A 20,050-nucleotide genomic window follows, 5' to 3' on the forward strand; every position below is an offset into this window, starting at 1 on the left:
GCCTATTCGGTGCTGCGGCGGCGAACGCCTTGCTGCCAGCAGCGTACCGAGGTGATCAGGTTGTCCCCTATCTCGAGAATCTCGAGGCGCGTCGTACCGATCTGCAGGCAGGCCTGGGCGTCGGGAAAGGACTCGAGTTCTTCCAGAATCAGGCCATTGAGGGTCTTGGGGCCGTCGGTCGGCAGATCCCACCCCAGTGCCTTGTTGACTTCGCGAATGTTGGCTGTCCCTTCGATCACGTAGCCGCCGTCCGCCTGTGGGTGAATTTCGCGGTAAGTGCCGGCCACATCGGTGGTGAATTCGCCAACGATCTCTTCCAGAATATCTTCCAGTGTCGCCAGCCCCTGCACGTCACCGTATTCGTCGACCACGACGCCGATCCGGCGCTTCTGTCGCTGGAAGTTGAGCAGCTGCGTGTGCAACGGCGTCGATTCGGGTATGAAGTAAGGTTCCCGGGCTTCCTGCACGATTGCCGCCTTGTTCAGGTCCGGTTTGGAGAGAAAACGCGAAGCATTGCGCAGATGCAGAATGCCGATGATGTTGTTGACGTCGCCCTTGAAGATCGGCAACCGTGTGTGCTGACTCTGACGCATCTGGGCAAGCAGTGTTTCCAGATCGTCATCGAGATCGAGCCCCACGATCTCGTGGCGCGGCACCATGATGTCATTGACGGTGACATTCTCCAGGTCGAGGATCGACAGCAGCATTGCCTGGTGACGGCTGGGGATCAGCGATCCCGCTTCATGCACCACGCTGCGTAGCTCGTCACGGGTCAGACTGTCGGCGCCGGCATCCAGGTGGCGTACACCCATCAGGCGCAGCAGTCCATTGGAGACGGCGTTCACCAGCCACACGACCGGGTAGAACAGTCGCAATAGCGGTGCCAGTACCAGCGATGCCGGCAGGGCAACGCGATCGGGTTTGATCGCTGCGTAGGTCTTGGGCGTTACCTCGCCAAAGATCAACACCACGATCGTCAGCGCCAGGGTGGCGATAGCCGGCCCCGAAACGTCGCCAAAGAAGTGAATGGCAACGATCGTGGCAATCGAGGCCGCGAGGTTGTTGACCAGATTGTTGCCGATCAGGATGACGCCCAGCAGGCGATCGGGGCGCTTGAGCAGTTCGACGACGCGAGTGGCGGAGCGAGATCCGGCGTTGGCTTGATGGTTCAGTCGATAGCGATTGATCGACATCATGCCGGTTTCGGAACTGGAGAAGAATGCTGACAGGCAAACCAGAATAAAGAGCAGGCCCAGCATGAGGCCCAAGGGTATGTCATCGCTCAAGGCGGGGGATTCCTCGTGGAGTTGTCAGATTGTTGTAGGGCGTTGACCGAACCCTGTCAACGTCGCCAATAGCCGCACAGGGATATGCCTGCCGGAAAGAGCGTCGATCAGGCGTTGTAATGGAAGATGTATTCGAGCACGAACTTGGTGCCAAAGAATGCCAGCACCAGGACGGCGATCCCGGTCAGCGTCCAGCGCACCGCTTTCTGGCCGCGCCAGCCCAGGTAGTGATGCCCGGCTAGCAGCCCGGCAAAGATCAGCCATGCCAGCAGCGACAGGATGGTCTTATGAGCCAGATGTTGGGCGAACAAATTGTCGAGGAAGACGAAGCCGCTGATGATGGCGACCGTCAACAGCAGCATGCCGCACCAGATCAGCTCGAACAGTAGCTGCTCCATGCGGGTCAGCGGCGGCAGGACCTGAACGATGCCGCCGGTATGGCGACGTTTCAGAGCGTGGTGCTGAAAGCCCAGCAGCATCGCCTGAACGGCAGCGATGGCGAGGAACGAAAACGCCGCGATCGAACTCAGGATATGGAAGTAGAGGCCGGGCGAGACGCCGGATTCGATCATTCGGCTCGGCATACCGACCACGCCGACGATGGTGATCGCCGCCAGCGGGAACACGCAGACGCCCGCATTGAGTACGGGTTTGACCAGGCTGGTCAGCAGCAGCAGAGCCACGACCAGCCAGCCGACCAGCGCGGCGCTCTGGGTCAGCCCCAGGTGCAAGCCCTGGGGGCCGAGAATGGCCAGACCAACGATGAGGCTGTGGCAAGCCAGGGCGATCAGTCCGGCTCCGCGCACCCAGTTCGGACGTTCGGCGACGCGTCGGGCGAGACTCAGGCTTTGCCATGACCCGGCAGCGAGATAGCAGACAATGGCGACAAGGGCGAAAGGAAGCGCCGGCATCGGTGTTTTAGCCTCGTGGGCGGTCTTCTAATGGCCGCCATGACGATGAAATGAGTTCAGGATGCAAATATGCTAGATGATAGGCAATCGCGTTTCGCCGCTACTATACCCAATCACCGCCACCTCGCCCAGCGATAGCCTCGTCCACGGCATCCTTGCACGGTCATATCCTTGCGCGGCGACTGGCTTGCACAAATTCGCCGCATGGAGCCGAGCGGCATCCATGCGTATAATATTCGCCACATTCCTTTTAGCGGCGCCACGAGCTTGTTTCGAGCATCGGTGGCGCCAGGCATCGTCGCCCGGAGCGTTCCATGTTCGAAAGTCTCTCCAATCGCCTCTCGCAGACGCTCAAGTCGATCACTGGCCAGGCGCGTCTGACCGAAGACAACATCAAGGACACCCTGCGCGAAGTGCGCCGGGCGCTACTGGAAGCGGATGTCGCGCTGCCGGTGGTCAAGGATTTCGTCGACCGTGTGCGCGAACGTGCGGTCGGGCAGGAGGTTTCGAAAAGCCTCTCGCCAGGTCAGCAGTTCGTCAAAATCGTCCAGCAGGAGCTGGAGGCGATCATGGGGCAGGCCAACGAGGCGCTGACGCTTCGGGGTTCGCCTGCCGTGGTGCTGATGGCCGGTCTTCAGGGGGCGGGTAAGACGACCTCCGTCGCCAAGCTGGCCAAGTACCTGCGTGAGCGCGAGAACAAGAAAGTACTGGTGGTGTCTGCCGACGTCTACCGCCCCGCAGCCATCGATCAGCTCGAGACGCTAGCCAAAGAAGTCGAGGTCGATTTCTTCCCGTCGACCAGCGCCCAGCAGCCGGTGGCGATCGCCGAGGCAGCCATCAAGCATGCCAAGATCCAGTTCCACGATGTGGTGATCGTCGATACCGCCGGCCGGTTGGCGGTGGACGAGGCGATGATGGCGGAAATCCAGGCGCTGAACCAGGCGCTTCAGCCGCAGGAGACGCTGTTCGTCGTCGACGCCATGACCGGTCAGGATGCCGCCAATACGGCCAAGGCTTTCCACGACGCCCTGCCGCTGACCGGGGTCATCCTGACCAAGGCAGACGGTGATGCGCGCGGAGGCGCTGCGTTATCGGTTCGTCATATCACCGGCAAGCCGATCAAGTTCATGGGGGTGGGCGAGAAAGTCGATGCCCTCGAACCTTTCCACCCCGATCGCGTGGCCTCGCGGATTCTTGGTATGGGCGACATGCTGTCGCTGATCGAGGAAGCCGAGCGCAACGTCGACAAGAGCAAGGCCGAGCGCCTGGCCAAGAAGGTCAAGAAGGGCCAGGGGTTCGATCTCGAAGACTTCCGCGATCAGCTCCAGCAGCTCAAGAAGATGGGTGGCATGGGCGGGTTGATGTCCAAGATGCCGGGCATGGGGCAGATGGCGGACATGGCACAGAACAAGGGTGCCGAGCAGGAGTTCGGCAAGCTCGAGACGCTGATCAATTCGATGACGCCCCAGGAGCGCCGCAAGCCCGAGATTATCAATGGCTCGCGCAAGCGCCGCATCGCCACCGGCGCCGGTCTACAGGTGCCGGATCTCAACCGTCTGCTCAAGCAGCACAAGCAGATGCAGAAGATGATGAAGAAAGCCGGGCAGAAGGGCGGCATGCAGAAAATGATGCGCGGAATGTCCGGCATGATGGGCGGTGGTGGTCCCGGCGGCCCAGGTGGGCCCGGGGGCATGGGCGGCCCCGGCGGAATGGGGGGTATGGGAGGCGGTGGTTTCCCCCGCCGCTGAGGCATGCGCTGGGATCGGGATCGACGCTTCCACCGATCTCAACAAAAGGTTCCCAAGGCGCGGCCTTTTCCGTAGAATGCTGCGTCTTCGTCTCGGGCTAGTGTTCGAGAAGACTTGATTTCGTGGCGTAACGATTAACTTAACCGAAGGATTATCAACGCAATGGTAACCATTCGTCTGGCACGTGGTGGCGCCAAGAAGCGTCCCTTCTATCACCTGACCGTTAGCGACTCTCGCGTCGCACGCGACGGCCGCTTCATCGAGCGCGTCGGCTTCTTCAACCCGGTCGCTCGCGGCCAGGAAGAGCGTCTGCGCGTCGATCTGGATCGCGTTACACACTGGCAGTCCCAGGGTGCGCAGGTCTCCGAGCGCGTCGCCGAGCTGGTAAAAGAAGCTCGCAAGGCTCAGGCCTGAGTTCGATCGTCATGTCGCAAGCGTCTCGCGAGCCTGGTCAGGACAAATCCGGTCAAGACAGACCCAATCGGGACAACTCCACGCAGGACGAGTCCACGTCGGGTAATGCCAAGCAGGATGAGTCCAGGCAGGGTGGAGAGACGCAGCATGTGGTGCTGGGGCGTCTGACCAGTCCACACGGCGTGAAAGGTTGGCTCAAGGTCTATTCGTACTCCAGTCCGGCAGAGGGCATCTTCGACTACCCGACATGGGTTCTGTCGACGCACGGTAAGCGCCAGTCGCGGCGCCTGCTCGATGCGCGTCCTCAGGGCAAGGGGCTGGTGGTGCGGCTGGAAGGAATTGACACGCGAGAGCTGGCCGAGCAGTTGGCTGGCGCCGATGTGTTGATGGAAAAGACCGCGCTACCCGAACTGGATAGCGGCGAGTACTACTGGCATCAGTTGGAAGGTCTCGATGTCTCGACCCGTGACGGCGTCAAGCTGGGACGTGTCGATCATCTGTTCGAAACCGGTGCCAACGATGTCCTGGTGATCAGGCCCTCGGAAGGTAGTCTCGACGATCGTGAACGCCTCTTGCCGTTTTTACCCGACGACGTCATCGTCCAGGTAGATCTCGGCGCGCGGTCGATGATCGTGGAGTGGGATCCGTCCTTCTGACCTCGGGCATCGAGATTTCAGCGGCCGGGGGCGAGGAGAAGCGTACCGTGTGGATTGGTGTCGTCTCCCTGTTTCCGGAGATGTTCGAGGCCATTACCCGGCATGGCGTTACCGGCCGCGCCGTGGAGCGCGGATTACTGGAAATGGCTTTCTGGAATCCCCGCGACTACGCCACGGATCGACATCGCACCGTTGACGATCGCCCCTATGGCGGCGGCCCCGGCATGTTGATGAAAGTCGATACGTTGCGCGGTGCGTTGGCCGATGCGCGAGCTGGCGCCGAGGCGGCCGGCTACCGGCCTCGCGTGATCTATCTCTCGCCCCAGGGGCGCAAGCTGGATCAGGCCGGGGTTCGGGAACTGGCATCGCGTGATGGTCTGATCGTCGTGGCGGGGCGTTACGAAGGTATCGACGAGCGTGTGGTTGACGCCGATATCGATGAAGAGTGGTCGATCGGCGATTACGTGCTCAGCGGCGGCGAGCTGCCGGCTATGGTGATGATCGATGCGCTGGCTCGCGAAGTGCCGGGCGTGCTGGGACATGAGGCGTCGGCCAGCGAAGATTCGTTCGCCGATGGCCTGCTGGATTGCCCGCACTATACGCGGCCCGAAGTGATTGATGGTCACCGAGTGCCGGACGTTTTGCTCAGCGGCAATCACGAGTGGATTCGCCGCTGGCGACTGAAGCAATCTCTCGGGCGCACCTGGCTCAGGCGCCCGGATCTGTTGGAAAGCCGAACGTTGGATCGCGAACAGCGTCAGCTGCTCGATGAATTCATCGATGAACACGTCGCGGAAAGCACTGCCTCCCGCGACGGCGGTGCATGAGGCGCGATCGAATCGGCCTGTATGCGTCACCCACGAGTCCGATTCCGCCCCGACCCTCTTTTGGCGGGCGCCGGGATCACGAAACGTCCTTCAGGGATGTTTTTCAAACGAGGAGCAAGACATGAGTAGCAAGAGCAAGGTGATCCAGGCGCTCGAGAACGAGCAGATGAGCAAGGAAATCCCGGCGTTCGCGCCCGGCGATACCATCATCGTCCAGGTCAAGGTGGTGGAAGGGACTCGTGAGCGTCTGCAGGCTTTCGAAGGCGTCGTTATTGGCAAGCGTAACCGCGGCCTCAACTCCGCTTTCACCGTGCGCAAAATCTCCCACGGTGTCGGCGTCGAGCGTACGTTCCAGACTTACAGCCCGCTGGTGGCCGGTATCGAAGTCAAGCGTCGCGGTGACGTGCGTCAGGCCAAGCTTTACTATCTGCGTGAGCGTAGCGGCAAGTCTGCGCGGATCAAGGAAAAGCTGGGCTGATCAGCGCACGGCGCTGATCCACGCGCTCCTGCTTTTGACGGAGCGTGCCTGGCAGGACCAACGGAAACCCCGCGAGCCACTCGGCTCGCGGGGTTTCCGCGTTATGATGGCACTCTTTTTTTATAGTCATCCTTCTTCTTGTTCAGTCACTTTCGTCCGGGAGCCGCATGAACGATCACGACCGACGCGATGCCTTCCTTGATGCGCTGTGGTTGGAGCGCGGTGTCAGCGAGCATACGCTGAGTGCTTATCGCCATGATCTGACTGCATGGATCGCTTATCTCGACGAGCAAGACGAGCGGCTACTGGCACCGGGTGACACGACACTGAGCGACTTCGTCGAGGTCTGCCGCGAGCGCTACCATGCACGCTCCATCGCCCGTCAGCTCTCCTGCCTGCGTCGTTTCTATCGCTGGGCGCTGGCCGAAAGTCTGATGGATTACGATCCATTGGCGGAAGTTCGGCCACCCCGAGTGCGCCCAGGGTTGCCGTCGACGCTCGAGGAGCACGACGTCGATCGGCTGCTGACCGCGCCGGACGTCGAGACTGCACTGGGCCTACGCGATCGCGCCATGCTGGAAGTGCTCTATGCCTGTGGGCTGCGGGTCACGGAGCTGGTGGAGCTGACCGTGGCGGCGGTCAATCTGCGCCAGGGCGTGGTACTGGTGCGCGGCAAGGGCGACAAGGAGCGCCTGGTGCCTTTGGGTGAGGAGGCGCTGGCGTGGGTCGAGCGCTATCTGCGCCAGGGTCGTAACGAGCTGATGCATGATATCCGTCAGCCACCGCTGTTTCCGGGGCGTCATGATGGTTTCATGACTCGACAGACTTTTTGGTACCGTCTCAAGCATTACGCCCAGCTCGCCGCTATCGACAAACCGCTTTCGCCACATACGCTGCGTCACGCTTTCGCGACACATTTATTGAATCATGGGGCCAATTTGCGTGTCGTACAGTTGCTGCTGGGTCACAGTGATCTATCGACCACGCAGATCTATACCCACGTGGCCCAGGCGCGCCTGGAAGCGCTGCACGCACAACATCATCCAAGAGGTTGAACATGAGAAGTCGTTTACTGCCCGCATTCGCCCTGGTGGGGCTTTCCTTGGCATCCGCCCTGGCATCGAGCGCATTTGCCGAGCCGCCGGCCGATCTGGCCGACAAGCTCAACGCGCATAGCGGACAGCCGCTCCCGATCGAGGCCATCGACGATTCGCCGGTCCCGGGGCTGTATGAAGTACGTCTGCGCGGCGGCAATACGCTCTATTCGGACGCAGAAGGGCAGTACATGATCGTCGGCGATCTTTATCAGAACGCCGACGATGGAATGATTAATCTCACCGAGCAGGCGGCCAACGAGCGCCGCCGGGCGCTGGTCGACGCCGTGCCCGAGGACGAGCGCGTGATCTACAAGCCTGCCGGAGAGGTCAAGGCCAGGCTCACCGTGTTCACCGATCCGACCTGTCCTTACTGCCACAAGCTGCACGCCGAGATGACCCAGCTCAACGACATGGGGATCGAGGTCGATTATCTGGCCTTTCCTCGCATGGGCCCCAACTCGGATGCGGCGAGACAGTTGGCCGAGGTCTGGTGCGCCGACAACCGCTCCGAGGCGATGAGCGCGGCGTTCCGCGGCGACAGCGTGGAGACCGCCGCTAGCTGCGAAGCACCGATTGCGTCCCAGTATCGGTTGGGGGTCGAATCGGGTATTCAGGGGACGCCTGCAATCATCTTTCCCGACGGCAAAATGGTGCCGGGCTACCTGCCGGCAAAACGTCTGGCGACGATGCTGGGCATCAACGCCGGTGGCGATAGCTGACGCTGGCGGTGAAACCCCCGGGGTCAGCTTGACAAGGGGGCCTGGGGTTTCTACCGTGACCGCCCTTCAGGGCACTTTGTGCATCAAGATCGAGACAGCAAAGAGTCTGGTGCCGTAACTGCGGTTACCGCTCCGGAGGGTGATGCGGCGAGCACATATCAGTAGGGGAGAGCGACATCTTGGATCCGGTGAGAGTGGGTATCTGCGGGCTTGGCACCGTGGGCAGTGGCACCTTTGACGTCCTGACGCGCAACGCCGATGAAATTGCCCGGCGCGCGGGCAGGCCCATCGTCATCGAGCAGGTCGGCGCCCGTCGTGACAACCCCGACTGCGACACCTCCGGCGTCAATGTGACACGCGATATCTTCGAGGTCGCACGCAATCCCGATATCGATGTGCTGGTCGAACTGATCGGTGGCTACGACGTTGCCCGCGAACTGGTGATGACCGCGATCGAGCATGGCAAGCACGTGGTCACCGCCAACAAGGCGCTGATCGCCGTCTACGGCAACGAGATTTTTCATGCCGCCCATAAAAAGGGTGTCATCGTGGCCTTCGAGGCCGCCGTGGCGGGTGGCATTCCGGTGATCAAGTCACTGCGCGAAGGCCTCGGAGCTAATCGTATTCAATGGCTGGCCGGTATCATCAACGGCACTGGCAACTACATCCTCACCCATATGCGCGACGAAGGGCGGGCTTTCGATGATGTGCTCGCCGAAGCTCAGGCGCTGGGCTACGCCGAGGCCGATCCGACCTTCGACGTCGAAGGGATCGATGCCGCGCACAAGCTGACGATCCTGGCGTCCATCGCCTACGGCGTGCCGCTGCAGTTCGATCGCGCCTATACCGAGGGTATCGCGCGTATTACCGCCGATGATGTCGAACAGGCCGACAACCTCGGCTATACCATCAAGCATCTGGGTATCACGCGGCGTGGCGACAACGGCATCGAACTGCGCGTTCACCCGACGTTGATCCCCAAAGAGCGATTGCTGGCCAATGTGCATGGCGTCAAGAATGCCATCGCCGTGATGGGCGATGCCGTCGGGCCGACGCTCTATTATGGTGCCGGCGCCGGTGCCGAACCCACGGCGTCGGCGGTGGTCGCCGACCTGCTGGACGTAGCGCGCGATATCACCACGGCGCATCGCTATCGCGTGCCGTATCTTGCCTTCAGCGGCGTCAACGACGAAGTCAACGCGCTGCCGATTCTGCCGATGGAAGAGATCGTCACGGCTTACTATCTGCGTCTGCTGGCGGTGGATCGTCCGGGCGTACTCGCGCGGGTCGCGACGATTCTCGCCGAGCAGGGCATCTCGATAGAGGCCATCATCCAGAAAGAGGCCACCGAAGGTGAGCTGGTGCCGATTATCCTGCTGACCCATCGCACCCGCGAACAGCATATGAACGATGCGATCCGTCAGTTGGAATCGTTGGCCGATATCGCCGGTCCGGTGACGCGGATTAGGGTAGAGTCGCTGGACGAACAGGAATAAGTCACCCCGAATCCGGGGCTGCGCTCGACCACGCGTCGTTGAAACGTGGCTTGGACTGCTCATTTACCTCGGTAAACTCCGCGTCCGCGCCGCGTTTCGCCTAGCCTGGCCATCGCTCGCCTCCGCCTTCGGCGCGACTTACAGTATGGGCTAGCAGCTCACGACCGAGTGGAAACCAAGATGCGTTACGTCAGTACGCGCGGCCAGGCGCCGGCGCTCAATTTCGAGGAAGTGGTGTTGACCGGCATGGCGACCGACGGTGGCCTGTATGTGCCGGAAACGCTGCCGCAATTGTCGCACGACGAGCTGGCCTCGATGGCAGGGCTCTCCTACGCCGAGATCGCCTTCCGCGTCATGAAGCCGTTCGTCGGTGGCGAGATCGACGATGACACCTTCCGTGAGCTGATTCGCGACGCCTATGCGACCTTCAGCCACGATGCGATCGTGCCGCTCAATCAGCTCGACGCCAATCACTTCCTGCTCGAGCTGTTTCATGGTCCGACGCTGGCGTTCAAGGACGTCGCGCTGCAGCTGCTGGGGCGTATCCTCGATCATTTTCTGGCCAAACGCGGCGAGCGTGCGGTGATCATGGGTGCCACCTCCGGCGATACCGGGTCGGCGGCGATCGAGGGTTGCCGTCACTGCGACCATCTCGATATCTTCATCCTGCATCCGCATAACCGGGTTTCCGAGGTCCAGCGGCGGCAGATGACCACGGTGCTGGCGGACAATGTCTTCAATATCGCCATCGAGGGCAACTTCGATGACGCCCAGGCGATGGTCAAGGCGAGCTTCGCCAATCAGGGCTTCCTGAACGGCGAGCGGCTGGTGGCGGTCAACTCGATCAATTGGGCGCGCATCATGGCCCAGATCGTCTATTACGTTGCCGCTGGCGTGGCGCTGGGTGCACCGCATCGCGATGTCAGTTTCTGCGTGCCGTCGGCCAATTTCGGTAACCTCTTCGCCGGCTACATGGCCTATCAGATGGGGCTGCCGGTCAAGCAGTTCATCATCGCCACCAATGCCAACGATATCCTGCACCGCACGCTGGCCGACAACGACTTCTCCAAGCGCGATCTGGCAGCGACGCTGGCGCCGTCGATGGATATCGTGGTGTCGTCGAACTTCGAGCGGCTGCTGTTCGATGCCTACGATCGCGACGGCGACGCGGTGCGTGAATTGCTCGAGCGTTTCCAGCAGGAGCCGGCAGTGCTGGCCGAGGCACCGCTGGCCAAGCTGCGCGAGAAGTTCTCGAGCTTCAGGGTCGACGACGACACGATTCTCGAGACCATCCGTGACGCGCGGCATCGCACCAAGGAACTGCTCGATCCCCACACCGCTACCGGTTATCTGGCTGCGCAGCGCGTGCGCGCCGACGCCACGACGCCGATGATCACCCTGGCCACGGCGCATCCGGCCAAGTTCGCCGAGGCCGTGGTCAAGGCGGGCTTCTCCGGCGTGCCGCTGCCGCCGCACATGGCCGACCTGCTCGAGCGCGAGGAGCGCTACAGCGTGCTGCCGGCGGAGCTCGAGGCGGTACAAGCGTTCGTCGCCGACAATCGTCGGTGAACCTCGCCAGAAGCGCGTTGCGCCAATAACGGAGAAGACCATGTTGAAAGTACTGGGACGCGACAACTCGAACAACGTGAAAAAGGTACTCTGGTGCGCGGCTGAATTGGAGCTCGAGTTCGAGCGCATCGATTACGGTGGTGCGCATGGTGGCCTGGATAGTGACGAGTATCGCAAGCTCAATCCCAATGGTCTGATTCCGTGTCTGATCGACGGCGAAAGCAGCGTATGGGAGTCCAACGCCATCGTTCGCTACCTGGTCGCTGCCTACGGCAATGGAGAGCTGCAGAGCCGCTCTCCCATCCAGCGAGCCATCTGCGATCAGTGGATGGACTGGGTACTGTCAATGCTGGCCGCGCCGTTCCGCGATCTGTTCTTCAATCGCGTGCGTGCCACTCCCGCGCAATTCGACGGTGAAGCGATGGCGCGTGGTCAGGCGCTCGTGGCCGAACGATTGGCTATCGTCGACAGCGCGCTTGCGCGTCAGGAGTGGCTATCGGGAGACGCCTTCGGCATGGGTGACATTCCCATGGGATGTTTCGTTCATACCTGGTTCGCGATGGATATCGAACGGCCGACGTTGTTGAATCTGACCGACTGGCATGCGCGGCTCGAGACGCGTCCGGCGTTTCGCCAGCACGTGATGACCGCACTCACCTGAGCTCTGGATGCCTACTTCTTCTCTTTCTCCTGCCGCCGAGGCTTCTCGGAACCACTCCCGCTGCCGAATTCAACCTCGTCCTCGCGACGAGGACGTCTATCGACGCGGATTGGCCGGTGGGCTGAGTGAACTCCAGGCGCGAATTCTCGCCGGCCGGCTGCCGGGCCACGAAGGCCCGCTGGAAGCGCTGACCGCTCCGGCGCTACGCTACCTCAGCCATCCCGAGCAGCTTTGCGATGCCCGTCGCGGTGCCGAGCGCATCGCGCGAGCGGTCAGCGAAGGCGAGCACATCGGCATTCTCACCGACTACGATGTCGACGGCATCACCTCCCACGTGGTGATGCTGCGTGCGATGACCGAGCTGTTCGGCGTGCCCGCCACCCGCCTGCACAGTCTGATCGGCCACCGCATCAACGACGGCTACGGCATCAGCCTGCCGTTGGTCGAGCGCACCCTGGCGCTGAAGCCGCTCCCCAGCCTGGTGATCACCGCCGACTGTGGTTCCTCCGATGAGCCTCGCATTGCGCGGCTGCGCGAGGCGGGGATCGACGTGGTCGTCACCGACCACCATGCGCTGCCGATCGAGGGGCCGCCAGTTTCGGCCTACGCCACGATCAACCCCACGCGCGAGGACTGCGCCTATCCGGACAAGACCATCGCTGGCTGCATGGTGGCGTGGCTGATGATGTCGCTGACTCGGTCGGTGCTGATCGAGCAGGGCGTGCTGGCGGCGTCGACACCCAAGCTCTCGCCATGGCTCTCCTATGTGGCATTGGGGACAGTGGCCGACTGCGTTTCGCTGGGGGCGAGTGCCGCCAACCGCGCCGTAGTGACCTACGGGCTGAAGCTGATCAATCGAATGGAAGCTGCGTGCTGGCGGGTGATGGCAGAGCGTCTGGGCGCCGACAGTATGCCGTTCGACGCCGAGACGCTGGCCTTTCAGATGGGGCCGCGTATCAACGCGCGCTCGCGTCTGGATGATCCCTACGCCGCGTTGCACTACATGCTGGCGGCGGACGACGGCGTTGCGCGTCAGCATCTTCAGGTGCTCGACGACGACAACCAGGCGCGCAAGGCGCTCGAGGCCGACATGGTCGAGAGGGCGCGTAGCTTGGCCCAGCCACAGTTGGCCGACGATCTTCCGGCACTGGTGATTCATCTGCCGGAAGGGCACGCCGGCGTGCAGGGCATCGTTGCCTCCCGGCTGGTCCAGTCCTACGGTCGTCCCGCGCTGGTGCTGACACCGGCCACCACGCCGGACATGTTGACCGGTTCCGGGCGCTCGATCGAGGCGCTTCACCTGCGTGATGCGCTGCAGCGTGCTCATGACCTTTCGCCATCGAGTCTACCGCGTTTCGGTGGCCACCGAGGCGCTGCCGGTGTTGGCGTTCCCGCTGCCGAGCTGGAAGCGTTCCGCCGCACCTTTCTGCAAGCGGTAAAAGAGCAGCTTGGTGAACGCGAGCTGTTTCCAGTGGTGTGGACCGACGGTGCGCTGGCGGCTTCGCAGCTGAGCCTGGCAACGTTGGATGAGCTCGACACGCTGGCGCCCTACGGTCGCGAATTCGATGCCCCGCTGTTCGAAGCCGAATTTCTGGTCGAGCAGTTGCGGCCGGTGGGCGCCGAAGGCAACCACCTGATGCTCGAGCTCTCCTGCGATGCCGTGGTGAGTCGAGCGATCTGGTTCCGCGCGCTCAACCCGGGTGAAGCCGCGCCGATCTCGCTGGGCGACCGGGTACGCTGCGCATTCAAACTGTCTCGCAATCGCTGGAAGGGTCGCGAGTCGCTGCAGTTGATGGTCGAGCACGCCGAACGCCGAACGCCTGACGCCCTGAACCCTTGAGCCACTGGCTTGTCGCCCCAGTTCCTGCCCCGCATTCCTGCCGCGCCGATCTCATCGCTTCCCCGTGATGACGACGCTCTCTTATGGGTGGCGTTGACGATATAATTCGCCGCGGCGTCACAAGCGCCGCCTCTGAATTCGGCTGCCTATCCGGCAATGATACGACAACAAGGATTTCCCGATGGAAGCGACACAACGCCACCGGTCCTATGAGGACGTACTGGCCATCTTACTGGGATCGTCCTGTGCTGCCCTTGGCCTGGCGCTTTATCACCATGCCGAGATCCTGATCGGCAGTACGGCCGGCATTGCGCTATTGGTGACCTATGTCACCGGCTGGAGTTTCGGGCCAGTCTTCTTCGTCATCAATCTACCGTTCTACTGGCTCGCCTGGCGGCGCGTCGGCCATCACTTCACGTTCAAGACCTTCGGTGCGGTGGCATTGCTGTCGTGGATTTCCTGGATGCTCCCGAGCTGGCTGGAGATCGGCGAAGTCGATCCATTGTTTGCGGCGCTGGCGGGGGGCAGTCTGATCGGCCTGGGCGTGCTGTTTCTATTTCGTCATCGAGGCAGCCTCGGCGGCTTCAATATTCTCGTCGTCTATCTGCAGGATCGTTACGGCTGGCCGGCGGGGAAGGTCCAGATGGGGCTGGACGGGTTGATCATGCTGGCGGCGTTTTTCGTCCTGCCGGTAACCAACGTGGTCTATTCGATCATCGGCACCGTCGTGCTGGGCGCGATTCTCACCATCAATCACCGGCCGGGGCTCTACGCCGGCATCAGTCAGAGCTGAGAAGTCAGCTGTGAGAACACCGTTAGCCGGCGCCGCGGTTCAATAGCAGGGCCATAAACCCGGCGTGACCAGTTCGAGAAGATGGCCATCCGGGTCGCGAAAGTAGAGGCTTACGCTGTCTTTCGGCCAGCGGGTCCGGCCCTCGATCTCGATGCCCTGACCGGCGAGATGCGCCTCCCAGGCTTCGAGACTACCGGCCGGAATCGCCAGCGCCAGGTGCTGGCGACCGGCGCCGTCATGGGGCGGGATCGTGCCCATGTCGTGGGGCAACTGCACCGTTTCGCCAGTCTGGCCCTGCTGAAATACCAGCAGCATGGTGTTGCCGGTAGGGTATGCCGTGAAACGTTCGTCTTCGAGATCGGCGGTCAGGCCCAGCACGCGAGCGAAAAACTCGCGAGCCCGGGCCATGTCCTGAGTATAGAGAACGCTTTCGATGATGCTGCCCAGTGGGGGCGCTTGGTGTGGTGATGCCATCGTTTCTCCTTGCCGGTCTGACGCTCTCGTCCGTTTCGATCAGCCGCGCAGCCAGAACCACCAGACGATGAACAAAATCACGGCGATGCCCAGGGTGTTGAGCAGGAGTGTCATGCCGGTGCTTCCTCTGTTTGACTCTCGGGTTTTGGATGTTGACTGCGGTCGGGCCGAAACAGGCGCAATCGGTTGGCATTGCTGACCACCGTGACCGAGGACAGCGACATCGCCAAGGCCGCGATCATCGGCGACAGCAGCATGCCAGTGAACGGGTAAAGTATCCCGGCGGCAATCGGGATACCCAGCGCGTTATAGCCAAAGGCTCCCCATAGATTCTGCTTGATATTGGAAAGCGTGGCACGGCTGATCGCGATGGCGTCACCGACCCCCTGCAGCGAGTTGCGCATCAGCGTCATCCCGGCACTCTCGATAGCGATATCGGTGCCCTGACCGATAGCGAAGCCGACGTCAGCCTGGGCCAGCGCCGGCGCGTCGTTGATTCCGTCGCCAACCATGCCGACGCGTTCACCGCGTTGCTGCAGCTCGGCAATGGCCTGCTGCTTGTCACCGGGCATCAATTCGGCGCGGACGTCGTCGATGCCCGCTTCTCGCGCGATGGCTTTGGCGGCGGCTAAATTGTCGCCGCTCAGCATCACGACTTTTAGGCCCTCGGCCTGCAGGCGCGAGATCGCCGCGCGACTGTCAGAGCGCAGCGCATCGCGAACTCCGAATAGCGCCGCCAGTTTCCCCCCGATGGCGAAATAGATCACGCTGGTCGCCTGCGCTTGCCAATTTTCGGCATCGGATGCGGCGGGGGCAGTGTCGACGTCGTGCTCCCCCATCAGCGCGGCATTTCCCAGCAACACCTGACTGCCGTCATCCAGCGCCGCACTGACGCCACGACCGGTAAGGCTTTGGAAATCATGGATCGAAAGACGGTTCGTCGTCTCGCCGACATGCGCCATTAAGGCGTCGGCCAGCGGATGTTCCGACCCGCGTTCCAGGGCAGCCACCATGGCATGGATACGCGCTTCCTGCTGCCAGTAGCGGCTGTCGGTAACGCGTGGTTTGCCTTCGGTCAACGTGCCGGTCTTGTCGACCACCAGAGTCGTCAACTGGCTGGCGGTCTGCAGCGCTTCCCCGTCGCGAATCAGAATGCCGTACTCGGCGGCCTTGCCGATGCCGATCATGGTCGAAATCGGCGTTGCCAGACCCAGCGCACAGGGACAGGCGATGATCAGCACGGTGGTCGCCGCCACTAGCATGTGCACGAGCTGGGGCGCCGGCCCAACGTTGAACCAGATCAGCGCCGTGACGACAGCGGCGATCATCACGCTAGGCACGAAGATCGCCGAGACCTTGTCCGCCAGTGCACCGATTGGTGGCCGCGACTCCTGAGCGCGGGAGACCTGGTCGACGATACGGCCCAAACGCGTGTCGTCACCGACATGGCTCGTGCGGTAAATCAGGCTGCCCTTGCCATTGACGGTCCCGGCGCTGACCCGCTCTCCCGGGGCCTTGTGGATCGGTGCCGGCTCGCCGGTGAGCATCGACTCGTCGATGAAGCTTTCTCCTTCCTCGACGTCGCCGTCGACCGGTAGACGCTCGCCGGGCCGCACCCGGATCCGATCGTCCACCCGAACCTGCTCGATCTCGATATCGCGCTCTTGGCCGTCACGGATCACCCGGGCCGTCCTGCTCTGCAGATCGAGCAGTCGAGACAGCGCCTGACTGGTGCGGCCCCGCGCTCTGAGCTCGAGTGTCTGGCCGATGCCGATCAGACCGATGATCATCAGCGAGGCTTCGAAATAGAGGTGACGGGAGCCATCGGGAATGGCCGTGGGTACCAGCAGCACGGCCATCGAATAGAGCCAGGCGGCGGCGCTGCCCAAGGCGATCAGGGTATCCATATTGGCCTGATGATGGCGGAACGCCTTCCAGGCACCGTCGAAGAAGCGGCGACCTGCGGTGGCCAGCACGCCCAGCGTGGCGATCCCCAGGGCCAACCACAGCCAGCGTTCGCCACCCGCAATCTGCGGCGTATGGAAGAACATCGCCAGCATCATCGGTATGCCCAGCGCTAGGCTGATGGCCGATTCGATACCATGACGGCGGGCCTGTCGAACTGAGTTTTGCTGGCGCTTTTCGGCGGCCTCGCGTAGATCTTCGATCGGCGAGGCGCCATAGCCGGCGCTTTTGACCGCGGCGATCAGATCGGCGGTGCTCACGTTGCCACTGACCTGCGCTGTCTCGCTGGCGAAGTTGACCTGGGCATGCTGCACGCCAGATATTCTGGAAAGCGCCTTCTGCACCGCATTGACGCAGCCGGCGCAGGTCATGCCGCTGATCGACAGGCGTTGCAGCTGGCCGTTATCCGAATCCATCTCGCGCCGTTCGTGCTCACTGATGTCGGAATCGGAATCGGATGCGGTCTCGGTCGGAGTCGTGGTGGACGCTAACACCGCCGAACGCTTTTCTTCGCGCGACTTTCCATCATGCACTTTTCCTTCGCGCGCTTCGGCGGCGGGTGGATATCCCGCTTCGATCAGGAGTTGGGCGAGGCGAGCCGGCGGCAGCGAGCTGGCGACCTGCAGAAGATGCTTGTCCGGCTTGCCGTTGACCTCGGCCTGATCGTCTTCGGCCTGAATGGCGGTACGCATCCTTTTGACGCAGCCCTGGCAGTGCATCGCCGGTATGGTGAAGTCGTTGGTCCCGAAATGCCCGTCTTCCATGACTGGCGGATAGCCGGCTTCGGTCAGCAGTCGGGCGATCCGATCCCGTGGCAGCGAGCTGGCGACCTGCAGAAGATGTCTGTCCGGTTCGCCGCTGACCTCGGCCTGGTCATCCTCGGCCTGAATGGCGGTACGCATTCGTTTGACGCAGCCCTGGCAGTGCATGGCGTCGACGCGATAGGGGTAGCGGGTCATGAACTCCTCCTTGCCGACGCGCAGCAGTCGTCATCTTTCTCGGGCGTCTGCTCGATCAGGCGACAGATACTATGGCCGTCGGGCGTGCCGTCCGGCAGGTGTGACCAGTCTTCCATCGCTCGCTCCATGCGATCCGCCAGAGCCTGGAGCTCGCGGATGCGGGCATGGATCTGTGGCAAACGAGCGGCCAGCAGGTCACGCACCAGCGGGCAGGGGGAGTCACCCTGATCTGCCTGCGCGAGAATGTCGGCGATCTCCTTGAGACTGAAACCCAGCGTTCTGGCGCGCTGGATGAAGCGCAGCCGATCGAGATCCTGCTGATCGAACAGTTGATAGCCGTTGTCCGGATCACGATGCGGTTTCAGCAGCGCCTGACGTGTGTAGTGGCGCACCGTTTCTGCCGTGACCCCGGCGGCCCTGGCGAGTTCCGTTACTTTCATCCTCCACCTCTACGATACTGATCGACGAATAACCCAAGTCTAAAACCCAGGTGTTGCACAAAGGTCAAGGGGCTCCGCTGCCGATATGAATCCCTGATGCGCCGACATAGCGGTTGGTCTTACGACTAAAGAAATCTCTAAAAAGCGATTAAAACGATCGTTTGCGCATTGACGCTAAACCGCCATTCCGTCAAAACGGATATCGAAAAGTCGAGTCTTCTCATGTCGGGGAATGGCTTAGAGAATAACGGAATCACCGACCGCATTAACGACGTGCAAGACGCCGCGGCGGCTTCCTGGGACCAGGGGAACTAATCATGATTACTCGTTATCATCGCCTGTCGTTGGCTATTGCCTTAGCGGGGGTTGCAGCATCGGGACAAGCCATGGCGGGGGCGTTTCAGTTGCAGGAGCAAAGCGTCAGCGGTCAGGGTAATTCGTGGGCGGGACGGGCTTCCAATGTTCAGGATGCCACTGTCGTTTTCGGCAACCCGGCGGGAATGTCTTTTTTGGACAGGGCGCAGTTGACTGGTGGTGTGCATTACATTGACGCCAGCAGCGACATCAGTGACGACAATGCCACCACATTGGGCGCACCCTCAGGTGGCAGCACTGATGGTGACATGATTCCCCACAAGGCCATTCCTTTCGGCTATTACGTGCAGCCGATCAATGACCGTTGGAGTTTTGGTCTCGGTGTTTATGCCCCTTTCGGATTGATCACCGATTACAACGATGATTTCAAGGGACGCTACTTCGGTAATTATAGTGAAGTCGAAGTCATCACTGCGCAGCCAACACTCTCCTATCGTTTCAACGATAAATTTTCCGTTGGCGTAGGTCTCACCTACAACACCATCAAGGGCGAACTCGAGAGCAAGGCCCCGACGGCCCCTGGGGATGGTACGATCAATGTCGATGGTGACGACGAAGCCTGGGGTTACAACGTGGGTCTGATCTACCGACCGGTAGAGTCCACCACACTGGGTCTGACGTACCGTTCGAAAGTTGATTACTCTCTGGATGGGGATGTGACGTTCACTAATGTTGTCGCGCCGGGAGACGTGACCAGCGATGCTTCGTTGGACATCACGTTGCCGGAAACTATCGATTTTTCAATTACACATGAATTCAACGACCGTTGGACCGTCATGGCGGCGGCAACCTATATCCGCTGGAGCCGCTTCGATGAATTGAATGTAGAAAACGATATCAGCCCCATTACCGAGAAGCAGGATTATAAAGATTCATGGCAATACGCCTTGGGGCTCTCGTATCGTGTCAATCCTCAATGGCTGCTGCGCACGGGGATAGCCTATGACGAATCGCCGATCAGCGACAGCACGCGTACGGTCCGCGTGCCCTCGGCCGATCGCACGCTATTTTCACTGGGTGCCGGCTGGACGCCAACTCCCGATTTAACGTTCGACGTAGCCTACACCTACATTCAGGAGTCCGATGCTGAGGTCGATCAGACCAGCGGACAATTCCCCGGCACCACTTACAGCGCCGATTATGACAACTCGCTTAGCCTGTTTGGCCTGCAGGCGACCTATCGTTTCTGATTTCCTGCCCATAGCAGTCAATCGACCCCGGCTCAGGCCGGGGTTTTTCGTCCATGAAACTTTCAGAATCAGCTTGTGAATTAATGCTCGGTTCATTGGCGCGTGATGGGTCGACAGGAATCAATAAGTGGCGAACCGCGACGAAGATGCAC

18 protein-coding genes are annotated in these 20,050 nt (G+C 61.5%); 13 read left to right on the forward strand and 5 right to left on the reverse strand.

What is annotated here, in order from left to right; genetic code table 11:
- Nucleotides 1–2: 2 nt before the first annotated feature.
- Together DOM27_RS06195 and DOM27_RS06200 are read right to left on the reverse strand one after the other, a co-directional pair.
- On the reverse strand, nt 3–1,286 hold the full coding sequence (locus DOM27_RS06195) for an HlyC/CorC family transporter (protein ID WP_110655207.1): 1,284 nt from the start codon (nt 1,284–1,286) through the stop codon (nt 3–5).
- A 107-nt stretch (nt 1,287–1,393) separates the two neighbouring features.
- On the reverse strand, nt 1,394–2,197 hold the full coding sequence (locus tag DOM27_RS06200; protein WP_110655208.1) for a cytochrome C assembly family protein: 804 nt from the start codon (nt 2,195–2,197) through the stop codon (nt 1,394–1,396).
- A 314-nt stretch (nt 2,198–2,511) separates the two neighbouring features.
- Between DOM27_RS06200 and ffh the strand changes: the two genes are divergently transcribed.
- From ffh to DOM27_RS06260, 12 genes are all read left to right on the forward strand, one after another.
- Nucleotides 2,512–3,945 (forward strand): signal recognition particle protein, encoded by a 1,434-nt coding sequence (gene ffh / locus DOM27_RS06205; RefSeq protein WP_110655209.1) that lies wholly within the window; start codon nt 2,512–2,514, stop codon nt 3,943–3,945.
- A gap of 162 nt (nt 3,946–4,107) precedes the next feature.
- Nucleotides 4,108–4,359, forward strand: a complete 252-nt coding sequence (gene rpsP, locus DOM27_RS06210; protein ID WP_110655210.1) for a 30S ribosomal protein S16 — start codon at nt 4,108–4,110, stop codon at nt 4,357–4,359.
- A gap of 11 nt (nt 4,360–4,370) precedes the next feature.
- Nucleotides 4,371–5,015, forward strand: coding sequence for a ribosome maturation factor RimM (rimM, locus tag DOM27_RS06215; RefSeq protein WP_110655211.1), 645 nt, complete (start codon nt 4,371–4,373; stop codon nt 5,013–5,015).
- 47 nt (nt 5,016–5,062) lie between these two features.
- The gene (trmD, locus tag DOM27_RS06220) at nt 5,063–5,842 is read left to right on the forward strand and encodes a tRNA (guanosine(37)-N1)-methyltransferase TrmD (protein ID WP_110656355.1); all 780 of its coding nucleotides are present in this window, start codon (nt 5,063–5,065) and stop codon (nt 5,840–5,842) included.
- A gap of 121 nt (nt 5,843–5,963) precedes the next feature.
- Nucleotides 5,964–6,320, forward strand: a complete 357-nt coding sequence (gene rplS / locus DOM27_RS06225) for a 50S ribosomal protein L19 (protein WP_110655212.1) — start codon at nt 5,964–5,966, stop codon at nt 6,318–6,320.
- 167 nt (nt 6,321–6,487) lie between these two features.
- The gene (xerD, locus tag DOM27_RS06230; protein ID WP_110655213.1) at nt 6,488–7,375 is read left to right on the forward strand and encodes a site-specific tyrosine recombinase XerD; all 888 of its coding nucleotides are present in this window, start codon (nt 6,488–6,490) and stop codon (nt 7,373–7,375) included.
- 2 nt (nt 7,376–7,377) lie between these two features.
- Complete coding sequence (locus tag DOM27_RS06235) at nt 7,378–8,136, forward strand: DsbC family protein (protein WP_110655214.1); 759 nt, start codon at nt 7,378–7,380, stop codon at nt 8,134–8,136.
- Between the two features lie 179 nt (nt 8,137–8,315).
- Nucleotides 8,316–9,632: a homoserine dehydrogenase gene (locus tag DOM27_RS06240; protein ID WP_110655215.1), complete on the forward strand. Its 1,317-nt coding sequence runs from the start codon at nt 8,316–8,318 to the stop codon at nt 9,630–9,632.
- 180 nt (nt 9,633–9,812) lie between these two features.
- Nucleotides 9,813–11,201: a threonine synthase gene (gene thrC, locus DOM27_RS06245; protein WP_110655216.1), complete on the forward strand. Its 1,389-nt coding sequence runs from the start codon at nt 9,813–9,815 to the stop codon at nt 11,199–11,201.
- A gap of 40 nt (nt 11,202–11,241) precedes the next feature.
- The gene (locus DOM27_RS06250) at nt 11,242–11,862 is read left to right on the forward strand and encodes a glutathione S-transferase family protein (RefSeq protein ID WP_110655217.1); all 621 of its coding nucleotides are present in this window, start codon (nt 11,242–11,244) and stop codon (nt 11,860–11,862) included.
- Nucleotides 11,863–11,869: 7 nt separating this feature from the next.
- Nucleotides 11,870–13,702, forward strand: coding sequence for a single-stranded-DNA-specific exonuclease RecJ (locus tag DOM27_RS06255; RefSeq protein WP_110655218.1), 1,833 nt, complete (start codon nt 11,870–11,872; stop codon nt 13,700–13,702).
- 181 nt (nt 13,703–13,883) lie between these two features.
- Entirely contained in the window at nt 13,884–14,495 is a 612-nt protein-coding gene (locus DOM27_RS06260; protein ID WP_110655219.1) for a YitT family protein, read from the forward strand.
- A 39-nt stretch (nt 14,496–14,534) separates the two neighbouring features.
- On the opposite strand, the gene DOM27_RS06265 is transcribed toward DOM27_RS06260, so the two are convergent.
- The 3 genes from DOM27_RS06265 to DOM27_RS06275 form a co-directional block, all read right to left on the reverse strand.
- Nucleotides 14,535–14,969 carry a VOC family protein gene (locus DOM27_RS06265; protein ID WP_110655220.1) on the reverse strand — a complete coding sequence of 145 codons (435 nt, stop codon included), beginning with the start codon at nt 14,967–14,969 and terminating at the stop codon, nt 14,535–14,537.
- A gap of 110 nt (nt 14,970–15,079) precedes the next feature.
- Complete coding sequence (locus DOM27_RS06270) at nt 15,080–17,893, reverse strand: heavy metal translocating P-type ATPase (RefSeq protein ID WP_425353284.1); 2,814 nt, start codon at nt 17,891–17,893, stop codon at nt 15,080–15,082.
- A complete protein-coding gene (locus DOM27_RS06275) occupies nt 17,890–18,333 on the reverse strand; it encodes a MerR family transcriptional regulator (protein WP_110655221.1) in 444 nt (147 codons plus the stop codon). The genes DOM27_RS06270 and DOM27_RS06275 overlap by 4 nt, the downstream gene beginning before the upstream one ends.
- 317 nt (nt 18,334–18,650) lie before the next feature.
- Between DOM27_RS06275 and DOM27_RS06280 the strand changes: the two genes are divergently transcribed.
- Nucleotides 18,651–19,898 carry an OmpP1/FadL family transporter gene (locus DOM27_RS06280; RefSeq protein ID WP_110655222.1) on the forward strand — a complete coding sequence of 416 codons (1,248 nt, stop codon included), beginning with the start codon at nt 18,651–18,653 and terminating at the stop codon, nt 19,896–19,898.
- Nucleotides 19,899–20,050: the final 152 nt, after the last annotated feature.

This window comes from Salinicola halimionae (assembly GCF_003206065.1).
GTDB lineage: Bacteria > Pseudomonadota > Gammaproteobacteria > Pseudomonadales > Halomonadaceae > Salinicola > Salinicola halimionae.

Coding starts and splice junctions, on each gene's coding strand:
- DOM27_RS06250 (WP_110655217.1), top strand. CDS start 11,242: ATGTTGAAAGTACTGGGACGCGACAACTCGAACAACGTGAAAAAGGTA.
- DOM27_RS06235 (WP_110655214.1), top strand. CDS start 7,378: ATGAGAAGTCGTTTACTGCCCGCATTCGCCCTGGTGGGGCTTTCCTTG.
- ffh (WP_110655209.1), top strand. CDS start 2,512: ATGTTCGAAAGTCTCTCCAATCGCCTCTCGCAGACGCTCAAGTCGATC.
- rpsP (WP_110655210.1), top strand. CDS start 4,108: ATGGTAACCATTCGTCTGGCACGTGGTGGCGCCAAGAAGCGTCCCTTC.
- DOM27_RS06280 (WP_110655222.1), top strand. CDS start 18,651: ATGATTACTCGTTATCATCGCCTGTCGTTGGCTATTGCCTTAGCGGGG.
- DOM27_RS06265 (WP_110655220.1), bottom strand. CDS start 14,969: ATGGCATCACCACACCAAGCGCCCCCACTGGGCAGCATCATCGAAAGC.
- DOM27_RS06260 (WP_110655219.1), top strand. CDS start 13,884: ATGGAAGCGACACAACGCCACCGGTCCTATGAGGACGTACTGGCCATC.
- DOM27_RS06270 (WP_425353284.1), bottom strand. CDS start 17,893: ATGACCCGCTACCCCTATCGCGTCGACGCCATGCACTGCCAGGGCTGC.
- thrC (WP_110655216.1), top strand. CDS start 9,813: ATGCGTTACGTCAGTACGCGCGGCCAGGCGCCGGCGCTCAATTTCGAG.
- DOM27_RS06255 (WP_110655218.1), top strand. CDS start 11,870: ATGCCTACTTCTTCTCTTTCTCCTGCCGCCGAGGCTTCTCGGAACCAC.
- rplS (WP_110655212.1), top strand. CDS start 5,964: ATGAGTAGCAAGAGCAAGGTGATCCAGGCGCTCGAGAACGAGCAGATG.
- DOM27_RS06200 (WP_110655208.1), bottom strand. CDS start 2,197: ATGCCGGCGCTTCCTTTCGCCCTTGTCGCCATTGTCTGCTATCTCGCT.
- rimM (WP_110655211.1), top strand. CDS start 4,371: ATGTCGCAAGCGTCTCGCGAGCCTGGTCAGGACAAATCCGGTCAAGAC.
- DOM27_RS06275 (WP_110655221.1), bottom strand. CDS start 18,333: ATGAAAGTAACGGAACTCGCCAGGGCCGCCGGGGTCACGGCAGAAACG.
- xerD (WP_110655213.1), top strand. CDS start 6,488: ATGAACGATCACGACCGACGCGATGCCTTCCTTGATGCGCTGTGGTTG.